Origin of the sequence: Lachnobacterium bovis DSM 14045 (assembly GCF_900107245.1) — a bacterium.
GTDB lineage: Bacteria > Bacillota > Clostridia > Lachnospirales > Lachnospiraceae > Roseburia > Roseburia bovis.
In genome coordinates this window covers 1-17,214 of the sequence record NZ_FNPG01000035.1, presented here as the reverse complement: position 1 = coordinate 17,214, position 17,214 = coordinate 1, and the positions used below count along the sequence as shown (strand labels likewise).

Annotated in this window: 14 protein-coding genes and 7 tRNA genes; 4 read left to right on the top strand and 17 right to left on the bottom strand. The window is 30.5% G+C overall.

The window, feature by feature from the left end; all coding sequences use genetic code 11:
* The 7 genes from BLV79_RS11610 to BLV79_RS11580 form a co-directional block, all read right to left on the bottom strand.
* A partial coding sequence (locus BLV79_RS11610; RefSeq protein WP_159429355.1) for a helix-turn-helix domain-containing protein occupies window positions 1-197 on the bottom strand: 197 nt, incomplete at its 3' end.
* A 146-nt stretch (window positions 198-343) separates the two neighbouring features.
* On the bottom strand, window positions 344-1,291 hold the full coding sequence (locus BLV79_RS11605) for an ROK family glucokinase (protein WP_074719121.1): 948 nt from the start codon (window positions 1,289-1,291) through the stop codon (window positions 344-346).
* 219 nt (window positions 1,292-1,510) lie between these two features.
* The gene (locus tag BLV79_RS11600) at window positions 1,511-3,799 is read right to left on the bottom strand and encodes a transglycosylase domain-containing protein (protein ID WP_074719118.1); all 2,289 of its coding nucleotides are present in this window, start codon (window positions 3,797-3,799) and stop codon (window positions 1,511-1,513) included.
* Window positions 3,800-4,108: 309 nt separating this feature from the next.
* Window positions 4,109-5,125 carry a shikimate kinase gene (locus BLV79_RS13375; RefSeq protein ID WP_074719116.1) on the bottom strand — a complete coding sequence of 339 codons (1,017 nt, stop codon included), beginning with the start codon at window positions 5,123-5,125 and terminating at the stop codon, window positions 4,109-4,111.
* Window positions 5,126-5,137: 12 nt separating this feature from the next.
* Window positions 5,138-6,007, bottom strand: coding sequence for a shikimate dehydrogenase (gene aroE / locus BLV79_RS11590; RefSeq protein ID WP_074719114.1), 870 nt, complete (start codon window positions 6,005-6,007; stop codon window positions 5,138-5,140).
* Window positions 6,008-6,080: 73 nt separating this feature from the next.
* Entirely contained in the window at window positions 6,081-6,755 is a 675-nt protein-coding gene (locus BLV79_RS11585) for an HAD family hydrolase (protein WP_074719112.1), read from the bottom strand.
* A 68-nt stretch (window positions 6,756-6,823) separates the two neighbouring features.
* Window positions 6,824-8,380 (bottom strand): DHH family phosphoesterase, encoded by a 1,557-nt coding sequence (locus tag BLV79_RS11580; RefSeq protein WP_074719110.1) that lies wholly within the window; start codon window positions 8,378-8,380, stop codon window positions 6,824-6,826.
* Window positions 8,381-8,556: 176 nt separating this feature from the next.
* On the opposite strand from BLV79_RS11580, the gene BLV79_RS11575 reads away from it, so the two are divergent.
* Window positions 8,557-9,522, top strand: coding sequence for a zinc dependent phospholipase C family protein (locus BLV79_RS11575; protein ID WP_074719108.1), 966 nt, complete (start codon window positions 8,557-8,559; stop codon window positions 9,520-9,522).
* Window positions 9,523-9,689: 167 nt separating this feature from the next.
* Here the strand turns inward: BLV79_RS11575 and BLV79_RS11570 are convergent, their stop codons facing one another.
* Together BLV79_RS11570 and BLV79_RS11565 are read right to left on the bottom strand one after the other, a co-directional pair.
* A complete protein-coding gene (locus tag BLV79_RS11570; protein WP_074719106.1) occupies window positions 9,690-10,625 on the bottom strand; it encodes a D-2-hydroxyacid dehydrogenase in 936 nt (311 codons plus the stop codon).
* A gap of 71 nt (window positions 10,626-10,696) precedes the next feature.
* A complete protein-coding gene (locus BLV79_RS11565) occupies window positions 10,697-11,740 on the bottom strand; it encodes an aldose epimerase family protein (protein WP_074719104.1) in 1,044 nt (347 codons plus the stop codon).
* Window positions 11,741-12,136: 396 nt separating this feature from the next.
* Between BLV79_RS11565 and BLV79_RS11560 the strand changes: the two genes are divergently transcribed.
* From BLV79_RS11560 to BLV79_RS11550, 3 genes are all read left to right on the top strand, one after another.
* Window positions 12,137-12,709: a hypothetical protein gene (locus BLV79_RS11560; RefSeq protein ID WP_074719102.1), complete on the top strand. Its 573-nt coding sequence runs from the start codon at window positions 12,137-12,139 to the stop codon at window positions 12,707-12,709.
* 230 nt (window positions 12,710-12,939) lie between these two features.
* Window positions 12,940-14,076: an N-acetylglucosamine-6-phosphate deacetylase gene (gene nagA / locus BLV79_RS11555; protein ID WP_074719100.1), complete on the top strand. Its 1,137-nt coding sequence runs from the start codon at window positions 12,940-12,942 to the stop codon at window positions 14,074-14,076.
* A gap of 138 nt (window positions 14,077-14,214) precedes the next feature.
* On the top strand, window positions 14,215-14,922 hold the full coding sequence (locus tag BLV79_RS11550; protein WP_083354569.1) for a TVP38/TMEM64 family protein: 708 nt from the start codon (window positions 14,215-14,217) through the stop codon (window positions 14,920-14,922).
* Window positions 14,923-15,327: 405 nt separating this feature from the next.
* Here BLV79_RS11550 and BLV79_RS11545 read toward each other — a convergent pair whose 3' ends face one another.
* The 8 genes from BLV79_RS11545 to BLV79_RS11510 all read right to left on the bottom strand — a co-directional run bounded on the left by BLV79_RS11545 (window position 15,328) and on the right by BLV79_RS11510 (window position 17,137).
* A complete protein-coding gene (locus BLV79_RS11545) occupies window positions 15,328-16,209 on the bottom strand; it encodes a glycoside hydrolase family 191 protein (RefSeq protein ID WP_074719097.1) in 882 nt (293 codons plus the stop codon).
* 281 nt (window positions 16,210-16,490) lie between these two features.
* Window positions 16,491-16,563, bottom strand: a tRNA-Lys gene (locus BLV79_RS11540).
* Between the two features lie 7 nt (window positions 16,564-16,570).
* Window positions 16,571-16,643 (bottom strand) — tRNA-Phe (locus BLV79_RS11535).
* A 6-nt stretch (window positions 16,644-16,649) separates the two neighbouring features.
* Window positions 16,650-16,723: transfer RNA gene (locus BLV79_RS11530), tRNA-Met, on the bottom strand.
* 28 nt (window positions 16,724-16,751) lie between these two features.
* Window positions 16,752-16,833, bottom strand: a tRNA-Tyr gene (locus BLV79_RS11525).
* Window positions 16,834-16,895: 62 nt separating this feature from the next.
* Window positions 16,896-16,968, bottom strand: a tRNA-Thr gene (locus tag BLV79_RS11520).
* Window positions 16,969-16,987: 19 nt separating this feature from the next.
* Window positions 16,988-17,060, bottom strand: a tRNA-Val gene (locus tag BLV79_RS11515).
* A gap of 3 nt (window positions 17,061-17,063) precedes the next feature.
* Window positions 17,064-17,137 (bottom strand) — tRNA-Asp (locus BLV79_RS11510).
* Window positions 17,138-17,214: the final 77 nt, after the last annotated feature.

Sequence of the window (17,214 nt, the reverse complement as noted above, 5' to 3'; positions counted from 1 at the left end):
TTCTCGAAAGAATAACTTTCTTTTTTTCGAGATCGTTTCAGACCATCATCACCAAACTTATTGTAATTATTAACCCATTCGATGATATGCTGTGAACTTGCGATACCATACTTTTCTGCCAAAAAGTTCCTTCCGCCTTCACCTTTGAGGTATGCTAGGACTACCTTTTTCTTAAATTCAAAATCATATTTTGCCATAAAAATACCGACCTCCCAAAAGTTAGATTTTTGGTCTAACTTTTGGGGGTCGGTACAAAATATCATCTAGAACTCTGTCCTTTTATTATTCTATATCTACGTCGTATTAATTGTAATTCGTCTCAATTAAATATATCTTGGAATGATTATACTGGCATAACAAGCTTCATTCCACCGTAAATTCCAGCGTCATTTCCTAATTTTGCTAATTTAAACTCTGTTGTACGACAAGCATGGAAAGCATTTTCTCTAAAGTGTTTCTCTACTGTTTCTGTTAAAATACTACCGGCTTTTGAAACGCCTCCACCAATTACTATAACTTGTGGATTAACTACGCAAGTGATATTAGCAAGGGCTAGTCCAAGATAGTCAGCAACTTTGTCTACGATTTGAAGTGCAACTTCATCTTTTTGTTTAGCAAAATCAAACACATCTTTTGATGTGATTTCTTTTAAACTTCTTAATTCACTAGGATCATCATTTTGTTTTAATCTTCTCTTAGCCAATCTTACAACACCTGTTGCTGATGCGTACTGCTCTAAACAACCACTTTTTCCACAACCACAGTTTTCTATCTCGTCACGATTCATTGTCATATGACCAATTTCTCCACCAGCTCCTGTAGCACCTGATACCATTTGGCCTCCAATGATAATTCCGCCACCTACACCTGTTCCAAGTGTGACAACAACGACATCTTCATAACCTTTTCCGCCACCTTGCCACATTTCTCCTAAAGCAGCTACATTAGCATCATTACCGACTTTAACTGTTAACCCAATTTTGTTCTCTAATTCTGTTGCAGCATTAAATACTCCCCATCCTAGATTAACACAACGGTTTACTGTCCCGTCAGCCTTAACAGGACCTGGAATACCCATACCAACACCAATAACATTTTCTTTTATAATATCGTGTTCTACCATTTTATCTTCAATTACTTTTGCAATATCATCTAAAATATTTGAGCCTTCATTTGTTTTATCTGTAGGAATCTCCCATTTTTCAATTAAAGAACCATCTTCTAAAAAGAGACCCATTTTGATTGTAGTTCCTCCAATATCTACGCCAAAACCATATCTTTTGTTTTCCATAATAACTCATTTACCTCCTGGAATTTCTAACTTTTCATACTCTATTATTCTAACACAAACAGTCTATTAAAGGCTATAAAAACAATATAAATCTTATAAAAAAGTCACATAATTGATATATAAAAGCATATAAACCACCAAAAAAATCCCCCTAAGTAGATTTTAATTGTTTTCTTTGTCTACTTAAGGGGAATACATCACTCTTTTATTATGTGATTTTTATTGATTTGTCGTCTGTCCGTTATTTGGTGTTTGTGGCTGTGGATTTGAACCACCATTGTTTCCATTGTTGTTTCCATTACTACCATTGTTTCCATTTCCGGTATTATCTGGTGTTTGTTGACCTGATGGTTGCTGTCCATCTGATTGTTTTGGTGTAGTCGGTTGAGTATTATTATCATTAGTATCTTGATTATCCGGTGTTTGCTCCTCCGGTTCATTTTCCTCTTCTGCTTCAGGTTTTTCCTCTGTCTTAGTTTCTTCTTTAGGTTTCAGTCCCTTAACTTCACCTGTTGGATGAGTATAACCTGGAAAGTTCTCAGGTTTTAATCCTTTATGAATCTTATTCATAAACGAATTCCAAATCTTACCAGGATATGTTCCACCATATAGATTTCCTACACTCTTAGGTTTATCATAACCTACCCATACTGCAGTTGTGTAATATTTTGTATATCCACAGAACCAACCATCTTTTTTATCGTTTGTAGTACCTGTTTTAGCAGCACAAGGCATACCATTTTCAAGTCCTAAACCATATGTTGTACCATATGAAACTTTAAATCCCTCTGTTAAGGAATCTGTCATCATTCTAGCTGCATTTTCTTTATAAATAACAGTCTCTACTTGTTTTGATTCGTATATTTTCTTTCCTTCAGGATTTTCAATTCTTACAATACATGTTGGTTGTCTATATGAGCCATCATTCTCAAGAGTTGAGTAACCTGCTGCCATTTCAAGTGGCGAAACACCAATTGTAAATCCACCTAAAGCAGTTGCTAATGTTTCATCGCTCTTTTTAATCCTTGAGAATTTCATATTTTTTACATATGAAAGTCCAGCTTTTGGTGTAATATCATCATAGACCTGCCAAGCCACAGTATTCAAAGATCTTGCTACAGCTTCTCTAATAGTTACTCTTCCATAATAACTATCGCCTGAGTTAGATGGACCACCTTCAAATTTATGATCATCTATAATTGACTCAGGAGAGTATCCTCTTTCAAAAGCAGGTGTATATACTACCAATGGTTTAATTGAACTACCAGGTTGTCTAAAACTCTGGAACGCTCTATTTAGTGTATAGGAAGTACTATCTTGTTTTCTTCCACCAACCATTGCAACTACGTAACCTGTTTTATTGTCGATACAAACACCGGCACTTTGCATCTCATAAGTTCCATCACTTGTCTTAGAATTAAAATTCTTCAATCCATCATCTATTGAATTCTGAAGTTCTTCTTGCTTATTCAAATCAAAACTTGTATAAATCTTATAACCTTTTGCATATAATTCTTTTTGACATGTATTATACGCTTCGTCATACATTTTATTATATTCTTTTTGCTCAATGTCGGAAGAAAATTCATTTTTGAATTCAAATCCCTGTTTTTCCATAAGAGCTCTCGTTGCGCAATAAATACTATAAGTATCTAATGAATTATTCTTTTTAATACTTGTATTTTCTGGTCTATTTAATGTGATCTGTTCAGCAATTGCCTTATCATATTCAGCCTTACTAATAACCTTGTCCTCATACATGTTCTTTAAAATCAAATTACGTCGTGTAATTGTATTATCAGGATGAGCAACAGGATCATAATAAGTAGGACTATTTGGTATTGCACATAAAAATGCTACTTGCGATAAAGTCAAATCCTTCATTTCACAATTAAAATAACCTCTACTTGCTGCTTTAACACCATAGTATCCATTTGCAAAATATACATTGTTTAAGTAAAACTCCATAATATCTTGCTTAGAATACATCTTCTCTAATCTCATCGAAATAAAAATTTCTTTAAGTTTTCTTTGTACTGTTTGTTTTGAATCTAAAAAAATATTCTTAGATAACTGCATAGTGATTGTACTTCCGCCTTGAGTAATCTTTTTATGCTGTACAAATGCGGCACTTGCTCTGAAAAATGCTTTATAATCAACTCCATTATGAGACATGAATTTCTTATCCTCAATGCTTATCATTGATTCTTCAAAATATTTAGGAATTTCGGAATATTTTGCATATTCAGAACGTTTTTCAGTTCTCAACTGAGAAATAACCTGTCCATTACAATCATAAATCGTACTAGACTGTCCTGGTTTAAAAGTATCTCTGTTTGTTTTAGATACAATCTCTATCGCATCTTTTTTTAAATCCTCAAAGTCTTTGACATATCCGCCAAAATAAAATACTCCTAAAGCCGTAGCGACTACGCATAAACAAAATACTTGCAGTTTAACTACAAACCACCAAAAACGATGTTGCTTTTTCTTTTTATTTTTTGCCATATACTACTCCTTTTATGTCCGTTATTCGTATTTTATACTTTTTATCCATATTATGCAAATCAAAATATCAATTTTTTAAATATTCACATAATTTATCGGCAAAAAAATATATATATTTTTGCAATAGTCCAGCTTTTATCAAAAAATTATTATTTCACATACAATATAAACATAAATAATAATGTTTATAACTTAATTTTTTGACATACTGGAACATAACCAGATACAATTCTAGCACATATTTACAATTTAGGTATGAAAAATTTTAAATTTTAAATGATTTATTTTTTCATTGATTTTTAACTATCACTAATAAATATTCATAACTATTTCTTCTGCAATAGTTTTTGTATCTTTACCATCCGTAGGAATCACTACATCAGCAACTGATTCATACAAATCTTTTCTTTTTTGCATTAATTTTTCGATGTATTCAACATTCATATTTCCATTCAAAATTGGCCTTGATTTATTGTCTTTAACACGCTCATAAATTGTTTCTGGACTAGCAGTTAAAAGAATAACTTTTCCACAGCGCTTCATAATTTGGGTATTATCTTCTCTAACAACAACACCTCCGCCACATGAAACAACATATTGTTTTCCATTATTATAGTCAGATTCAATAGTCTTAACCAAATTTGTTTCTAAATCTCTGAAATAATCCTCTCCGTATTTTTCAAAAATATCAGCTATCTTCATATTACTATCTTCAACGATTCTTTGATCCATCTCTAAAACTTCATATGGAAGGAAATTCTTTAATTGTTGTGCAACTGAAGATTTACCTGCCCCCATAAATCCGATCAAAAAGATTTGTGGTTCTTTTTTAAAAATACGCTTTATGCTATCAAAATGTAAAAATTGTTCTTTATGCGCAAGATCAAAAACTTCTTCTGCATTAACAAATTTGAAACCCGCTGTTTCACTTTCTTGTAATTTTAAATCTTTTTCGTTATAATCCATAAAAAATTTATAGACATCTACAAAATAATTATCTCCTTCTTCAGGATTTTCTCTCATATATGAATAGACTAAACCGCCTTTTGCCTTAGAGACATCTAAACCTATTTCTTCTTTGATTTCACGTTGTATTGCCTCTTTTGACGACTCCCCGGCCATTACACCACCGCCAGAAATCTCCCATGCGCCAGGTGCCCATGACTTTGTTTCTACACGTTTTGTGATAACAAAACGTCCATCACTTCTTTGAACAATTCCAAGAACTGTAAGATGAAAATCTCCCTCTTTCATAGTCCAATCGTTTCTTATCATCTGACGGCCTGTTTTTTTCTTATTTCTATCGTATATATCCCACTTTTCCATTTTCATTCATCCTTAACTAAAAAATTTTTCTTTAACCTCATCTACTGGCATATCGCATCCAGTATATAATTTAAACGCAGATACTCCTTGCCATAAAAGCATTCCTTTTCCACCAATCGTTTTACAACCTTGTGCTTTTGCCTCTTGAATCAATTTAGTTTCTACTGGATTATATACAACATCACAAACTATTTGATCCTTAGAAAAAATTGATGGATCTTTTACAACGCTTTGATCATCTAATGGTTTCATTCCTACAATTGTAGCATTAACAAAAATATCACTATCTTTTATTTCTTCATTTAATTTAGCTTGATCATCAATATCAAAAACATTAACAACACATGATGGAACTTCTTTTCTTATTTTTTCAGCAGTTTCTTCTGTTCTTGCAAAAAAAGCATCATTTTTGTTAAAAATAGATATTTCTTTAATACCATCTAGCGCACATTGGACCTGAATAGCAGTAGCTGCGCCACCTCCACCACATATTGTCATCTTTTTACCTTTAATATCTACACCATTATCTTTTAAATTATTTACAAATCCTTCTCCATCCGTTATATACCCTTTTAAAACGCCTTCATCATTTACTATAGTATTCACTGCACCAATAATTCGTGCTGCCGGTGATAATTCATCAACATTTTCTGCTGCTGCAATCTTATCTGGCATAGTAACATTGCAACCTCTCATGTTAAAAGTTCTCATTGCATCAAGAGCATCCTTTACCTTGTCCTCTTTTACATCAAATGCAACATACACGTAATCAATCCCTAATTTTTTAAAACTATAATTATACATTTGTGGTGAACCTGAATGTCCAACTGGTGAACCTATTAGTGCAAGTAATCTTGTTTTTCCTGAAATCATCTTTTCCATAAAAATCTCCTATTTTTTATTTTTCCTTAATTTCTTTATCAAAATAAATCTATTACCATAAAAATATATTATTTTATGCAATCGCTTCTAATAAATCACTTGGTTTATCAATAAAGCATTTTCCACCATTTTCACGTAAAAATTTTTCATCCCTAAATCCCCATTTTACGGAAACACATGGCATTTTTGCATTTTGAGCTGTTTGAATATCCACCTCAGAATCCCCTACATAGATTGCCTCTTCATTTGAAAAATTAAGTTCTTCTAAAGCTTTATTGACTGTATCTGGCGCAGGTTTTTTTGCAACTTTTACATTTTCACCTATTGCTACACTTACATACTCGCTAAAGTAATCTTTATTTAGAATCTTAACCGCTTCATCCATTTTATTGGAAACTATTGCAATTTCATATCCTTGTTTTTTTAATTCTTCAAACAAGTCATAAATTCCATCATAAGCTTTTGTGTTTTCTTTACAGTGCTTTTCATAATACTCTCTAAAATATGTATATGTTTCTTCAAACTTTGGATTATCACATCCGTTTGGTACTGCACGTTCCATCAATTTTCTAACGCCATTTCCAACAAATCTTCTAACCTCATCTAAAGTTCTTATAGGCATATTGCTATATTCTAAAGCTGCATTTGTTGCATTTTTCAAATCTTCTAAAGTGTCAAGCAATGTTCCATCTAAATCAAAAATAATTGCTTTTAATTTCTTAGGTTTATCAATACTTCCTACTACCATTTTATAGCCTCTTTTCTTTATAACTAAATATATCAAAAATCTTTTAATATTTTAAATTAAAAAGACTTTTATACTAACTTATATGATTCTATGAATTTATCTTTTTCACAAATGAATAAATCACGAATATCTTTACATTTTACAACTAAATAATCGCCCTTTTTTCCTAACTTATATTCTTCTTCATTATCTAATGAGAAAATCTTAACATTCTTTTCTACCGGTTTAGCATACACTATTTCTCTACCATTGAAAATACATTTTTTTGCATAATAATCTAAACCTATAGTTATACCTGTATTAACACTTTTGACAGTTGGCGTATATTCAGCATTATATATTTGATATCTTCCTGGTTTAGTGACATAATTTTCCCTAAAATATTCTTCTGATATTTCCCATACGTCGCCTTTACCATCTAACATAAGAACAGTACCTTCTTCAACTTTAATTCTAACATCTTTACTAAACGTTCTAATATAAACAGAAGATCCTGTCTCATACAAATCTGACAATCTGACGTATCCTAGTTCAACTTCTTTTTTCTTATATACTTTCATCAAAGATAAGTCCGGAATGTAACTTTTTGCATAAATCACTTCTGATTCCAAAAAATAATCTATCATTTTAAACTCCAAAAAATCGCCGATTTCTTGCCTTGAAGGATTACACATCTCATGCTCTTCACTCTCGTATTTTATATTAAATTTATCACAATATTGTTGATAAGCCCTGCGCAAAAGATTTAACTGAATAAATCCGCCTGCTTTAATCTTATGGCCGCCTCCAGAACCTATGTTTTTACAAATATAATCCGCCAATTCCGAAGCATTAACCTCTTTACTACAACTTCTTACAGAAATCTTAATTCCTGTAGCATTTATGCTATATATCAAACAAGTTTCGACTTTATCAACTTCTATAACAATATCACTTATCAATCCAAGCATATTAGGATCACAAGGTCTTACCTTAATTATTGCAAATTTATATTCATTGTTATATTCATAATGATTAATCGCTTCACCTGCAATACTCAAATCATCTAATGTAAGGTTCGAATTTTTAAATTTAACAATTAATGATTTATCTACATTAGCACTATCTCTCAAATCTCTATCGCAAGGATGATCCATTTCTGTAAAACCATTTGTATCTGTATACAATCCATAATATAACGCCGTTGAAAGTTTATTGTTATCACCTATATAAAACCCTTCATCCTTCAATAGCATCCACATTAAAGTTGCACACGACCCCAAATTACTTTTCACCTCAAATAACTCTGGCATCTTAACACTTATTTGGTGATGATCTATAACTACAATATTTTGCGCATCAAAATGAGTGACATTTCCCTCACCGTATTGGCAATCTACAGTCACTAATAGTTCTGGATTATCAAGTTTCACAACATATTCAATAGGTATATCTAAACTTGATACCATCAATTCAAGATTTCTTTTTTTAATTTTATATTGTCCACTATAAACAAGCCTTACTTTTTTATTATATTTTTTTAAATATTCATATAATGCCATTCCGCTAGAAATTGCATCAGCATCTGGATTATCATGACATTGTATAACAATATCATTGTACTGTAATAGCTCTCTTAGTTTCATATCGCCACTCTCCAAATTAGCGTTTTTTATTTTTTTTATAAATTTTTTCTTTTTATAAATTTTTTCTTCTAAAATTATATCATATTTTTCCCATTTTTAATATTTTACATAGCAAGTATTATTATCCTACTTCCGATACTCTAAGTGATTATAGAAGTTTTAATGAGGTGAACAGTATGCCAGGTTTTACAACACATTATTTATTTGGATCAGATTTATTTAATCTTTTACCCGAAAATCCTTTAAAGAAAAACATAAGAAAAAACAATAAAGCCTATGCACTCGGCTTGCAAGGTCCTGATATTTTTTTCTTTTATATTCCATCACATATTTTCCATAAAGAAAACTTAGGTTCTCTCGCACAAGATAAAAAAACCGGAGAATTCTTTTTAAACTTATTAGAAAGCAGAACCCTTTTTACAGGAAACAAAAAACATCTACAAATAGCTGATGCATATATTATTGGATTTATCGGACACTATACTCTTGATACAACCTGTCATCCTTTTATATATTCATTTACTAATTATACACCAGCTTCACCGCCTAGTGATACTCATTATTTTGGAAACCATGCTTATCTTGAAACAGAAATTGACAACTCAATGCTAAAAAAGAAAAAACGTATTCATCCAAATCAGTTTCACCAAGATTCTACCATCATGGTCTCTCATATACAAAGACGAATTATTGCTAAAATGCTTTGTCACGCCTTTAAAAACACATATACAAATTTACTTGTAAATCAACCTATGATGCGTGCAGCTATTACATATTCAATAGTAGGTTCAAGACTGTTAAGCGATCCTACTGGACAAAAAAAAGTTTTTATTAGATTAATAGAACAAAATCTAATAGGAAAAGCTTTTATTTCACCAATGTTGCCAAGTGATAAATACTATTTTTTTAAAGATCCTCTTAATATTCGTCACAAACCTTGGACACATCCTTGGTGTCAAGAAAAACATTCTCGAAAAAGCTTTTTAAACTTATACAATGACGCTCTTACTCTATACTTAAAACGAGTAAAAGCCTATTACCTTTTAGTACACACTGATTTTTCAGAAGAAAAAAGGATCTCCTATTCCAAAAACTATTATGGTAATCTCTCGTTTTTAAGTGGTTTACCACTTATTGAATAAAATAAGATAATTAATTCCATCAAATTATACTTACCAAACAAATATTGTCACTTTTTTCTTAGTACATTTAAACTTATAAAATACAAAAAGCAAAGATAAAAAACCCTACACGAAAGATATGGTATACGCACTTTATCCTTCGTATAGGGCTTTATTTTTTATTCTAATTATAAATTATAAAACTCTTTTATCTGTCCCAAAATAATATTCATTAATCTTTCTCTTGCCTCAACACTGGCCCATGCAATATGAGGAGTAATAATTAATTTAGTACTGTCTTTTACTTTTCTTAATGGACTATCTTCGCTCATAGGCTCAACATCTAAAACATCAAGACCTGCTGCCTGAATTTCATCCTCTTCAAGAGCTTTTACTAAATCTTCTTCTACAACAATTGGTCCTCTACCTACATTAATAAAGATAGCAGACTTTTTCATCTTTTTAAATGCTTCAAAATCCATTAAACCTAGAGTATTTTCATCAAGCGGTGCATGAACTGAAACAAAATCAGATTCTGATAATAACTTTTCAAAATCTACTCTCTCATAATCAGGATCGTCATGTCTTCCAGATGTCGAATAATAAATAACTCTGCAACCAAAAGTTTCTGCAATTTTTGCAACTCTTTTACCAATATTTCCAAGTCCGATTATACCCCATGTTTTTCCATTTACTTCATTAAAAACTCGCGCAAAATGTGTAAAACTTACATCATTAACATATTTTTCAGACTTAACATACTCATCATAATAACTTAGTTTTTCTAATACGTAGAAAAACATCGCAAAAGTATGCTGTGCAACAGACTCTGTAGAATATCCTGCAACATTACGCCACTGAATATTCCTTTTTTCCAAATAATCTTTGTCTAAATTATTAGTTCCAGTAGCTGTAACACATACTAGTTTTAAATTATTTGCATCTCCAATTGTTGTTTCATTAATTGGAACTTTATTTACAATAACAACATCAGCTTCTTTAGTTCTTTCCTTGGCTTGCTCTGGTGTAGAAAAACTATACTTTATTACCTCTCCAAGTTGATCATAACCAGATAAATCAATGTCATCTCCGATAGTTTTAGCATCTAAAAATACAATTTTCATTTTTTTGCTACCTTTCAAATCTTAAATTTTAATAATTATTCGTTTAATTTAATAATTATTTGTCTTAAAAATTATTTAATGGAAAAACGATAAATTGTTGTTGCATCATATGGTTCTCCAGCTTTAAAAATAGGCTTTTTAAAATTATCTTCATTTGCCGCATTAGGATAAAACTGAGTCTCTAAACACACAGCATTTCTTTTATAATAAATAGCATTGTTCTTGCCATTTTCACCATCAACAAAATTAGCTGTATATAATTGAACTCCTGGTAAATCTGTCAAAACATCCATCTGTATTCCTGTTTTTTCACAATAACATTCCGCACAAATTTCAACATCTTCTCCATTTTTATCTAATGCAAAATTATGATCATAGCCATTTCCATATTTTAATTGTTCAAAATCTTCTGAAATGTCTTTCCCTATTTTTTTAGGCTTTCTAAAATCAAAAGGTGTTCCCTCAACTGCAGAAATTTCTCCCGTTGGAATTGATTTAGAATCACAAACAGGTGTATAATGTGATGCATTTATCTGTAAAACATGCTCCAAAACATCACCCGAATCATGGCCACCCAAATTAAAATAACTATGATTTGTGAAATTCATAACGGTTGTTTTATCTGAAACAGCGTGATATTTAATAATTAATTCATTTTCTTCAGTCACTTCATACAAAACTTGTGCTTGCATATTTCCAGGAAAATCCTGTTCCATATCTTTACTTACACAACTAAATACTATCTTATTCTCCTCACGACTTAAAACGCTCCACACTTTCTTATCAATTCCGTGTGATGCACTATGAAGATTGTTTTCATTATCATTTTTTTCTAATTTATAAACAATCCCATCAAGTGTAACTTCTGCATTTGCGATTCTATTACAGTTTCTTCCTACAGTTGCTCCAAAATAACTATTACCTCTTTGATACCCTTCGACATTGTCGTAACCTAATACAACATCTCTTTGATTTCCATTTTTATCAGTTATCAAAATAGAAGTAACGGTTGCTCCATAATCCGTAACGCCAACTTTCACACCTTTGCTATTTGTAATGAAATAATTCATCACTTCTTGGCCTTCTTTTGTTTTTCCAAAATTAATTTGTTCCATTTCTCTACTTCCTCCCATAACTAGCTTAATTCAAGCACTATTTCTTGTATTAATTAATATTACCTAAAATATAAATATCTTAATCCCCAAAATATTTATATTATACATAAACATTTTACATTTAAACCGACTTTTTTTCAATATAAATCCCTTAACATATCGCCCTCTATATAAATCCCTTAACATATCACCCCTCTATTATTAATAAAATTTTATACATATAAAAAAACAATGAGCTTTAACTACTAATATTTTATTATATTTAGCCGAAGTATATATATGATACTTTGTATTGTCGCTTTGTTGCGTACAATATCCGATAAAATGCATACAATATATTGAATTATATATCCAATTAGCAGAACAAATTTTCATAAAAGAAAGTAGGGATTAACTATGAGTTCAGATATAACAAATTTAATCGGAGTAAACACTAATCTATCCACGGACTATTACCTAAGAAAATTTTATGAACATAACAGAGATGTCTCAAAAGCTTCAAAACGCGCTGACTACACAAATAATGAATTAATTTATGAAGATACAATTGCATTGAAAAAAGCTGCAAAACTACTATCATCTTTTTCCTATGATGATACAAGTTCCGACAAAAACATTTATAACAGCATTCGTGCATTCGTCACAACCTATAACAACGCAATTTCTTCATCAAGAAAAGTTAATGACCCAAATCTTAAGAGGCAAGTAAAAAACCTTTTAAAAATAACAGATAAATACTCAGATGCGCTAGATAAAATTGGTCTAAATGTAAAAAATGATGGAACAATAAAAATTCTCGACGAAACACTTACAAAAGCTTCTCTTTCAGATATTAAAAAAGCTTTTGGAAAAGAAACCGGATATATGAATGCCTCTATGATTAGCGCAAAAAGAATAAACGAACGCACATATAATATTTTATATAATCAAATTTTGGGACGTGGCTTACACTTAGACATAACCTTATAATCTTCTATACGTAAAATATTATAACAAATATTACAATTTTTCATCATAAAAATATGCATATTTACAAGAATTTTATATCAAGTTATTAAAAAATTATTACTATAAAATTTTTTTATTAAAGTTTTTATAATTTTTATATCATAGATTAATGTTTTTTTTCTTGTATTATGTTAAAATTAAATTGTCAGAAAGTTTATTTTTTTCTTTTTGTTACTCTTGGAGGATTTGATATGGGTAAAGTTATAAAAAATGGTATTATTTTCAGTTCAGATGGCATTTTTACTGAACGTAACATATATATAAATGATCAAAACAAAATATTTAAATTGACTCATCCATTAGCAGCTGATTCAAATAACCTATTTTCAGATGCAGAAATAATTGATGCTCAATCACATTACATTATTCCAGGCTTATGCGACATTCATATTCATGGAGCTAAAGGTCATGATTTTAGTGATGCCGATACAAACGGATTAACAGAAATAGCCGCTTATCTTCAACAAAACGGTATTACTTCTTTTTGCCCCTCAACATGCACTCTGCCCGAGGACCGTTTAGAAGAAGCATTCAAATCCATCCATGGCGTTCCTGATAATTCTTCACATGCTCGAATTGTAGGTATAAATATGGAAGGTCCTTTTATAAACAAGGAAAAAAAGGGATCTCATAATGATAAATATATTCAAGCACCTAATATATCTTTATTTAATAAGCTCAACAAAATTTCTGGAAACAGAATAAAACTAGTTAATATCGCACCAGAAGCTAAGGGGGCATCTAAATTTATTGAAACTTTACACTCCAAAGTAAATATTTCACTTGGTCATTCACATGCAAATTATAATCAAGCAACTACCGCATTTATAGCAGGTGCAAACCACGTAACACATATATTTAATGGAATGTATTCTTTTCATCATCGCGATCCAGGTATTATAGGAGCAGCATGCGATGATCCTAAGGTAATGATAGAAGTAATTTGTGATGGAATTCACATTCATCCAGCTGTTATTAGAATAATTTTTTCAATGTTCGGTGATGATCGTGTAATTTTAGTCAGCGATTCAACAAGTGGAACAGGTATGCCCGACGGCGAATATCATTTTAACGATGAAGTCATTTTCAAAAAAGGAAAATACTCTACACTAAAAGATGGTACGATTGCAGGTTCTACAACCAATCTTTTCCAGTGTATGAAAAATGCCATCTCTTATGGAATACCTATCGAATCCGCTATAAAAGCTGCAACCATCAATCCCGCAAAAAGTATTGGTATGGGAGACTTAATTGGCACAATTAAACCCGGAGCCGAAGCAGATTTATTGATGCTCGATAAACAATTTAATATCATAAAAGTTTTATAGTAAAGAACATAATATCTTTACATTTAAATACATAAGAGGTATCTCCCAAAAAGAGATATCTCTTTTATTTATATCATGTCATTATAATTTTATAGTATAATAGCAATATACTTTTTATATAACAAAGGAGAACTAATTTTGAAAAACAAAAAAACACATCATTTAAACATAGAAAAAAAACACATATTACTTTTGATACTAATACTATTATGCATTTTTTTCATAACTTTATTAAGTTGGATCATCATTAAACCTATGTTTGAACTTGCTGCCACTCCGAAAGCTTTTCGAAAATATATTGCTAAACAAAAAATTATTGGAACACTCCTTTTTATTTCCGTATTAATTCTTCAAGTTATCGCTGCCGTTATACCTGGAGGTCCCTTTGAAATTGCCGCAGGATATACATATGGTCCAATAAGAGGAGCCATAATATGCAATATCGGAATGACAATAGGTAGTTTTATTTCATATTTATGTGTAAAAAAATTTGGCAAATCCATCATTCAAATATTTTTTTCATCCGAAAAAATAGATAAATTTGAAAAATTAAAAAGCGAAAAAGAAACAAAACTTACAGAAATGTTTTTTATAATTTTTTTAATTCCAGGATCTCCAAAAGATTTATTATCATACTGCGCTGGATTAACTAAGATTACACCTCTAAAATGGATATTATTATGCTTTATATGTAGAACCCCTGCAATTCTTCTTTCAACTTACAGTGGAGGAAGTCTTTATAATAAAAATTATACTCAATTTATTTTACTTTTTGTTATAACGATAGCTCTTAGTATAATCGGAAGTATTATATATAAAAAAATCACAGAAACAAAAAATAATTAATAATAGTTCATAATAATTGATAATAATTAATACTAAATAAGAGTAATTAATATTAAGTAAATATAATTAATAATAATTAAAGATAATTTATAATACGTAATACTAAGTAAATATAATGAATACTAAATAAATATAATTATTAATAATAATTGACGATAATTAAAAATATAAGCTTCCAATAACTTTATATATAAAAAAGCACATTATCTTAAACTTCCTTTATTTGCTTAGAAATTTAAGAGCATGTGCTTAATTTTTTCTATATTTATAGTTATATTTTATTTTCTTTTATCTCTTTTTATAGTTATATTTTATCTTCTTTTATCTCTTTTTATGTCTATATTTTTTTATTCTTTTATTTTTTTGAAGTTTTTAGTTTTATCCTCTTCCATCTCTTTTTTTATACTATTTTAAAACTTTGTTTAATTTATTAGATTCCGTTATAAAATAAGTATAATTGTTTTTCTTACAAAATGACTTTACCTTATTAATCATCTTTTTGTCTTTCGTATACTCAATTAAAGAAACTGATAATTTATGTTTTTTACACAATTTAAAATAATTTAAAAAATACTCTACGTCATCTTTAGATTGATTCTTATATGTAAGTTTTCCATCATCTCGAACACTATATGTTGTAAAGACACTTTCCTGATTTATACCACTAATCAAATTAGTTTTATTTTCTTTAAATAGACGTTGAACAAAATAATCACCACCATTGATTATCAATTTAGGTTTATATTTATTTAGTCTTTCAACAATTTTTAATAATCCGTTATAAATACCTTCAGAATTTTCCTGGTCTTTCATATAATAGTACAAATCCGTATTATCGATAAAAAAATTATCCACATCCTTTTGACTAATATTCTTTCCTAATACTTCAACTACATAATCTTGCCATCTCTTACTTGTAACATCTATTTTTACTTCATCATCCCAGTTTGGGTATTTCCCCATACTCAAATCTGAAAAAGAATCATAGTAAGTCCTATACTTTTCAAGTGAACCAATATTCAAATATGCATAGACTTTATGTCCCTCTTTATGAAACTTCTGTATATCTTCTTTAGAATAATTTGTAACATCGATTACAACAGTTTCATAATCAGAAAATTTACTAACTGATAATTTATCTGCACCAATAAAAAAACCAATTTTATACTTAAAATCATGTTTATGGGAGTTATTTTTAATTATTCCAAAATATAATATTAGAAAGACTCCAATAGCTAATATTAATAAAGTGCCAAATATAATTATTGTTTTTTTTCTAGTTTTCATAATTTTTCTTCTTTCTCTATTTATATGCTAATAATCATTTGTTACCTTTTTCATTAATAGCTAACAATCTATTTTTAACTATTAATTGTATTTACCCCTCTTATTATTCTCTTCAAGATTTTTGCTAAAAAATCTTTCATATTACCCTTTTATCCTTATTGAATATACACCTATTCATAGTGTCTATCCTTTAATCAAATAATAACAACTCTTAATTTAACTGCTATTTAATTGATAACTTAATAAAAAAAAGCTGTCACTCTTCACAAGTAACAGCTTCATGAGACATCGGGGATTCGAACCCCGGACAACTTGATTAAAAGTCAAGTGCTCTACCAACTGAGCTAATATCCCATATGAGTGCCCAGTTCCGGAATCGAACCAGAGACACGAGGATTTTCAGTCCTCTGCTCTACCAACTGAGCTAACTGGGCACAGAGTTGCGGGAATAGGATTTGAACCTATGACCTTCGGGTTATGAGCCCGACGAGCTTCCAGACTGCTCCATCCCGCGTTAATAATTACTATACCTTGTTTTTTAATGGGCAGAGGTGGATTCGAACCACCGAAGCAATTTGCAGCAGATTTACAGTCTGTCCCCTTTGGCCACTCGGGAATCTGCCCATATTATAAACAACATATACAACCTTAACGGTTTTCTTTAAATTCACCAATCCTGATGAACAAGCCGATGATCGGACTCGAACCGATAACCTGCTGATTACAAATCAGCTGCTCTGCCAATTGAGCCACATCGGCATTTAGCCTTTCGACTAAATGGGACCTACAGGGCTCGAACCTGTGACCCCCTGCTTGTAAGGCAGATGCTCTCCCAGCTGAGCTAAGATCCCATACGACCCAAGAGGGACTTGAACCCTCGACCTCCGCCGTGACAGGGCGGCGCTCTAACCAACTGAGCCATTGGGCCATTAAGATACATTTTCATATATCTTCAAAACTTCATACAAGCTTTTCTCTTTGAAAACCTTTTTGGTCAAGCCTTCG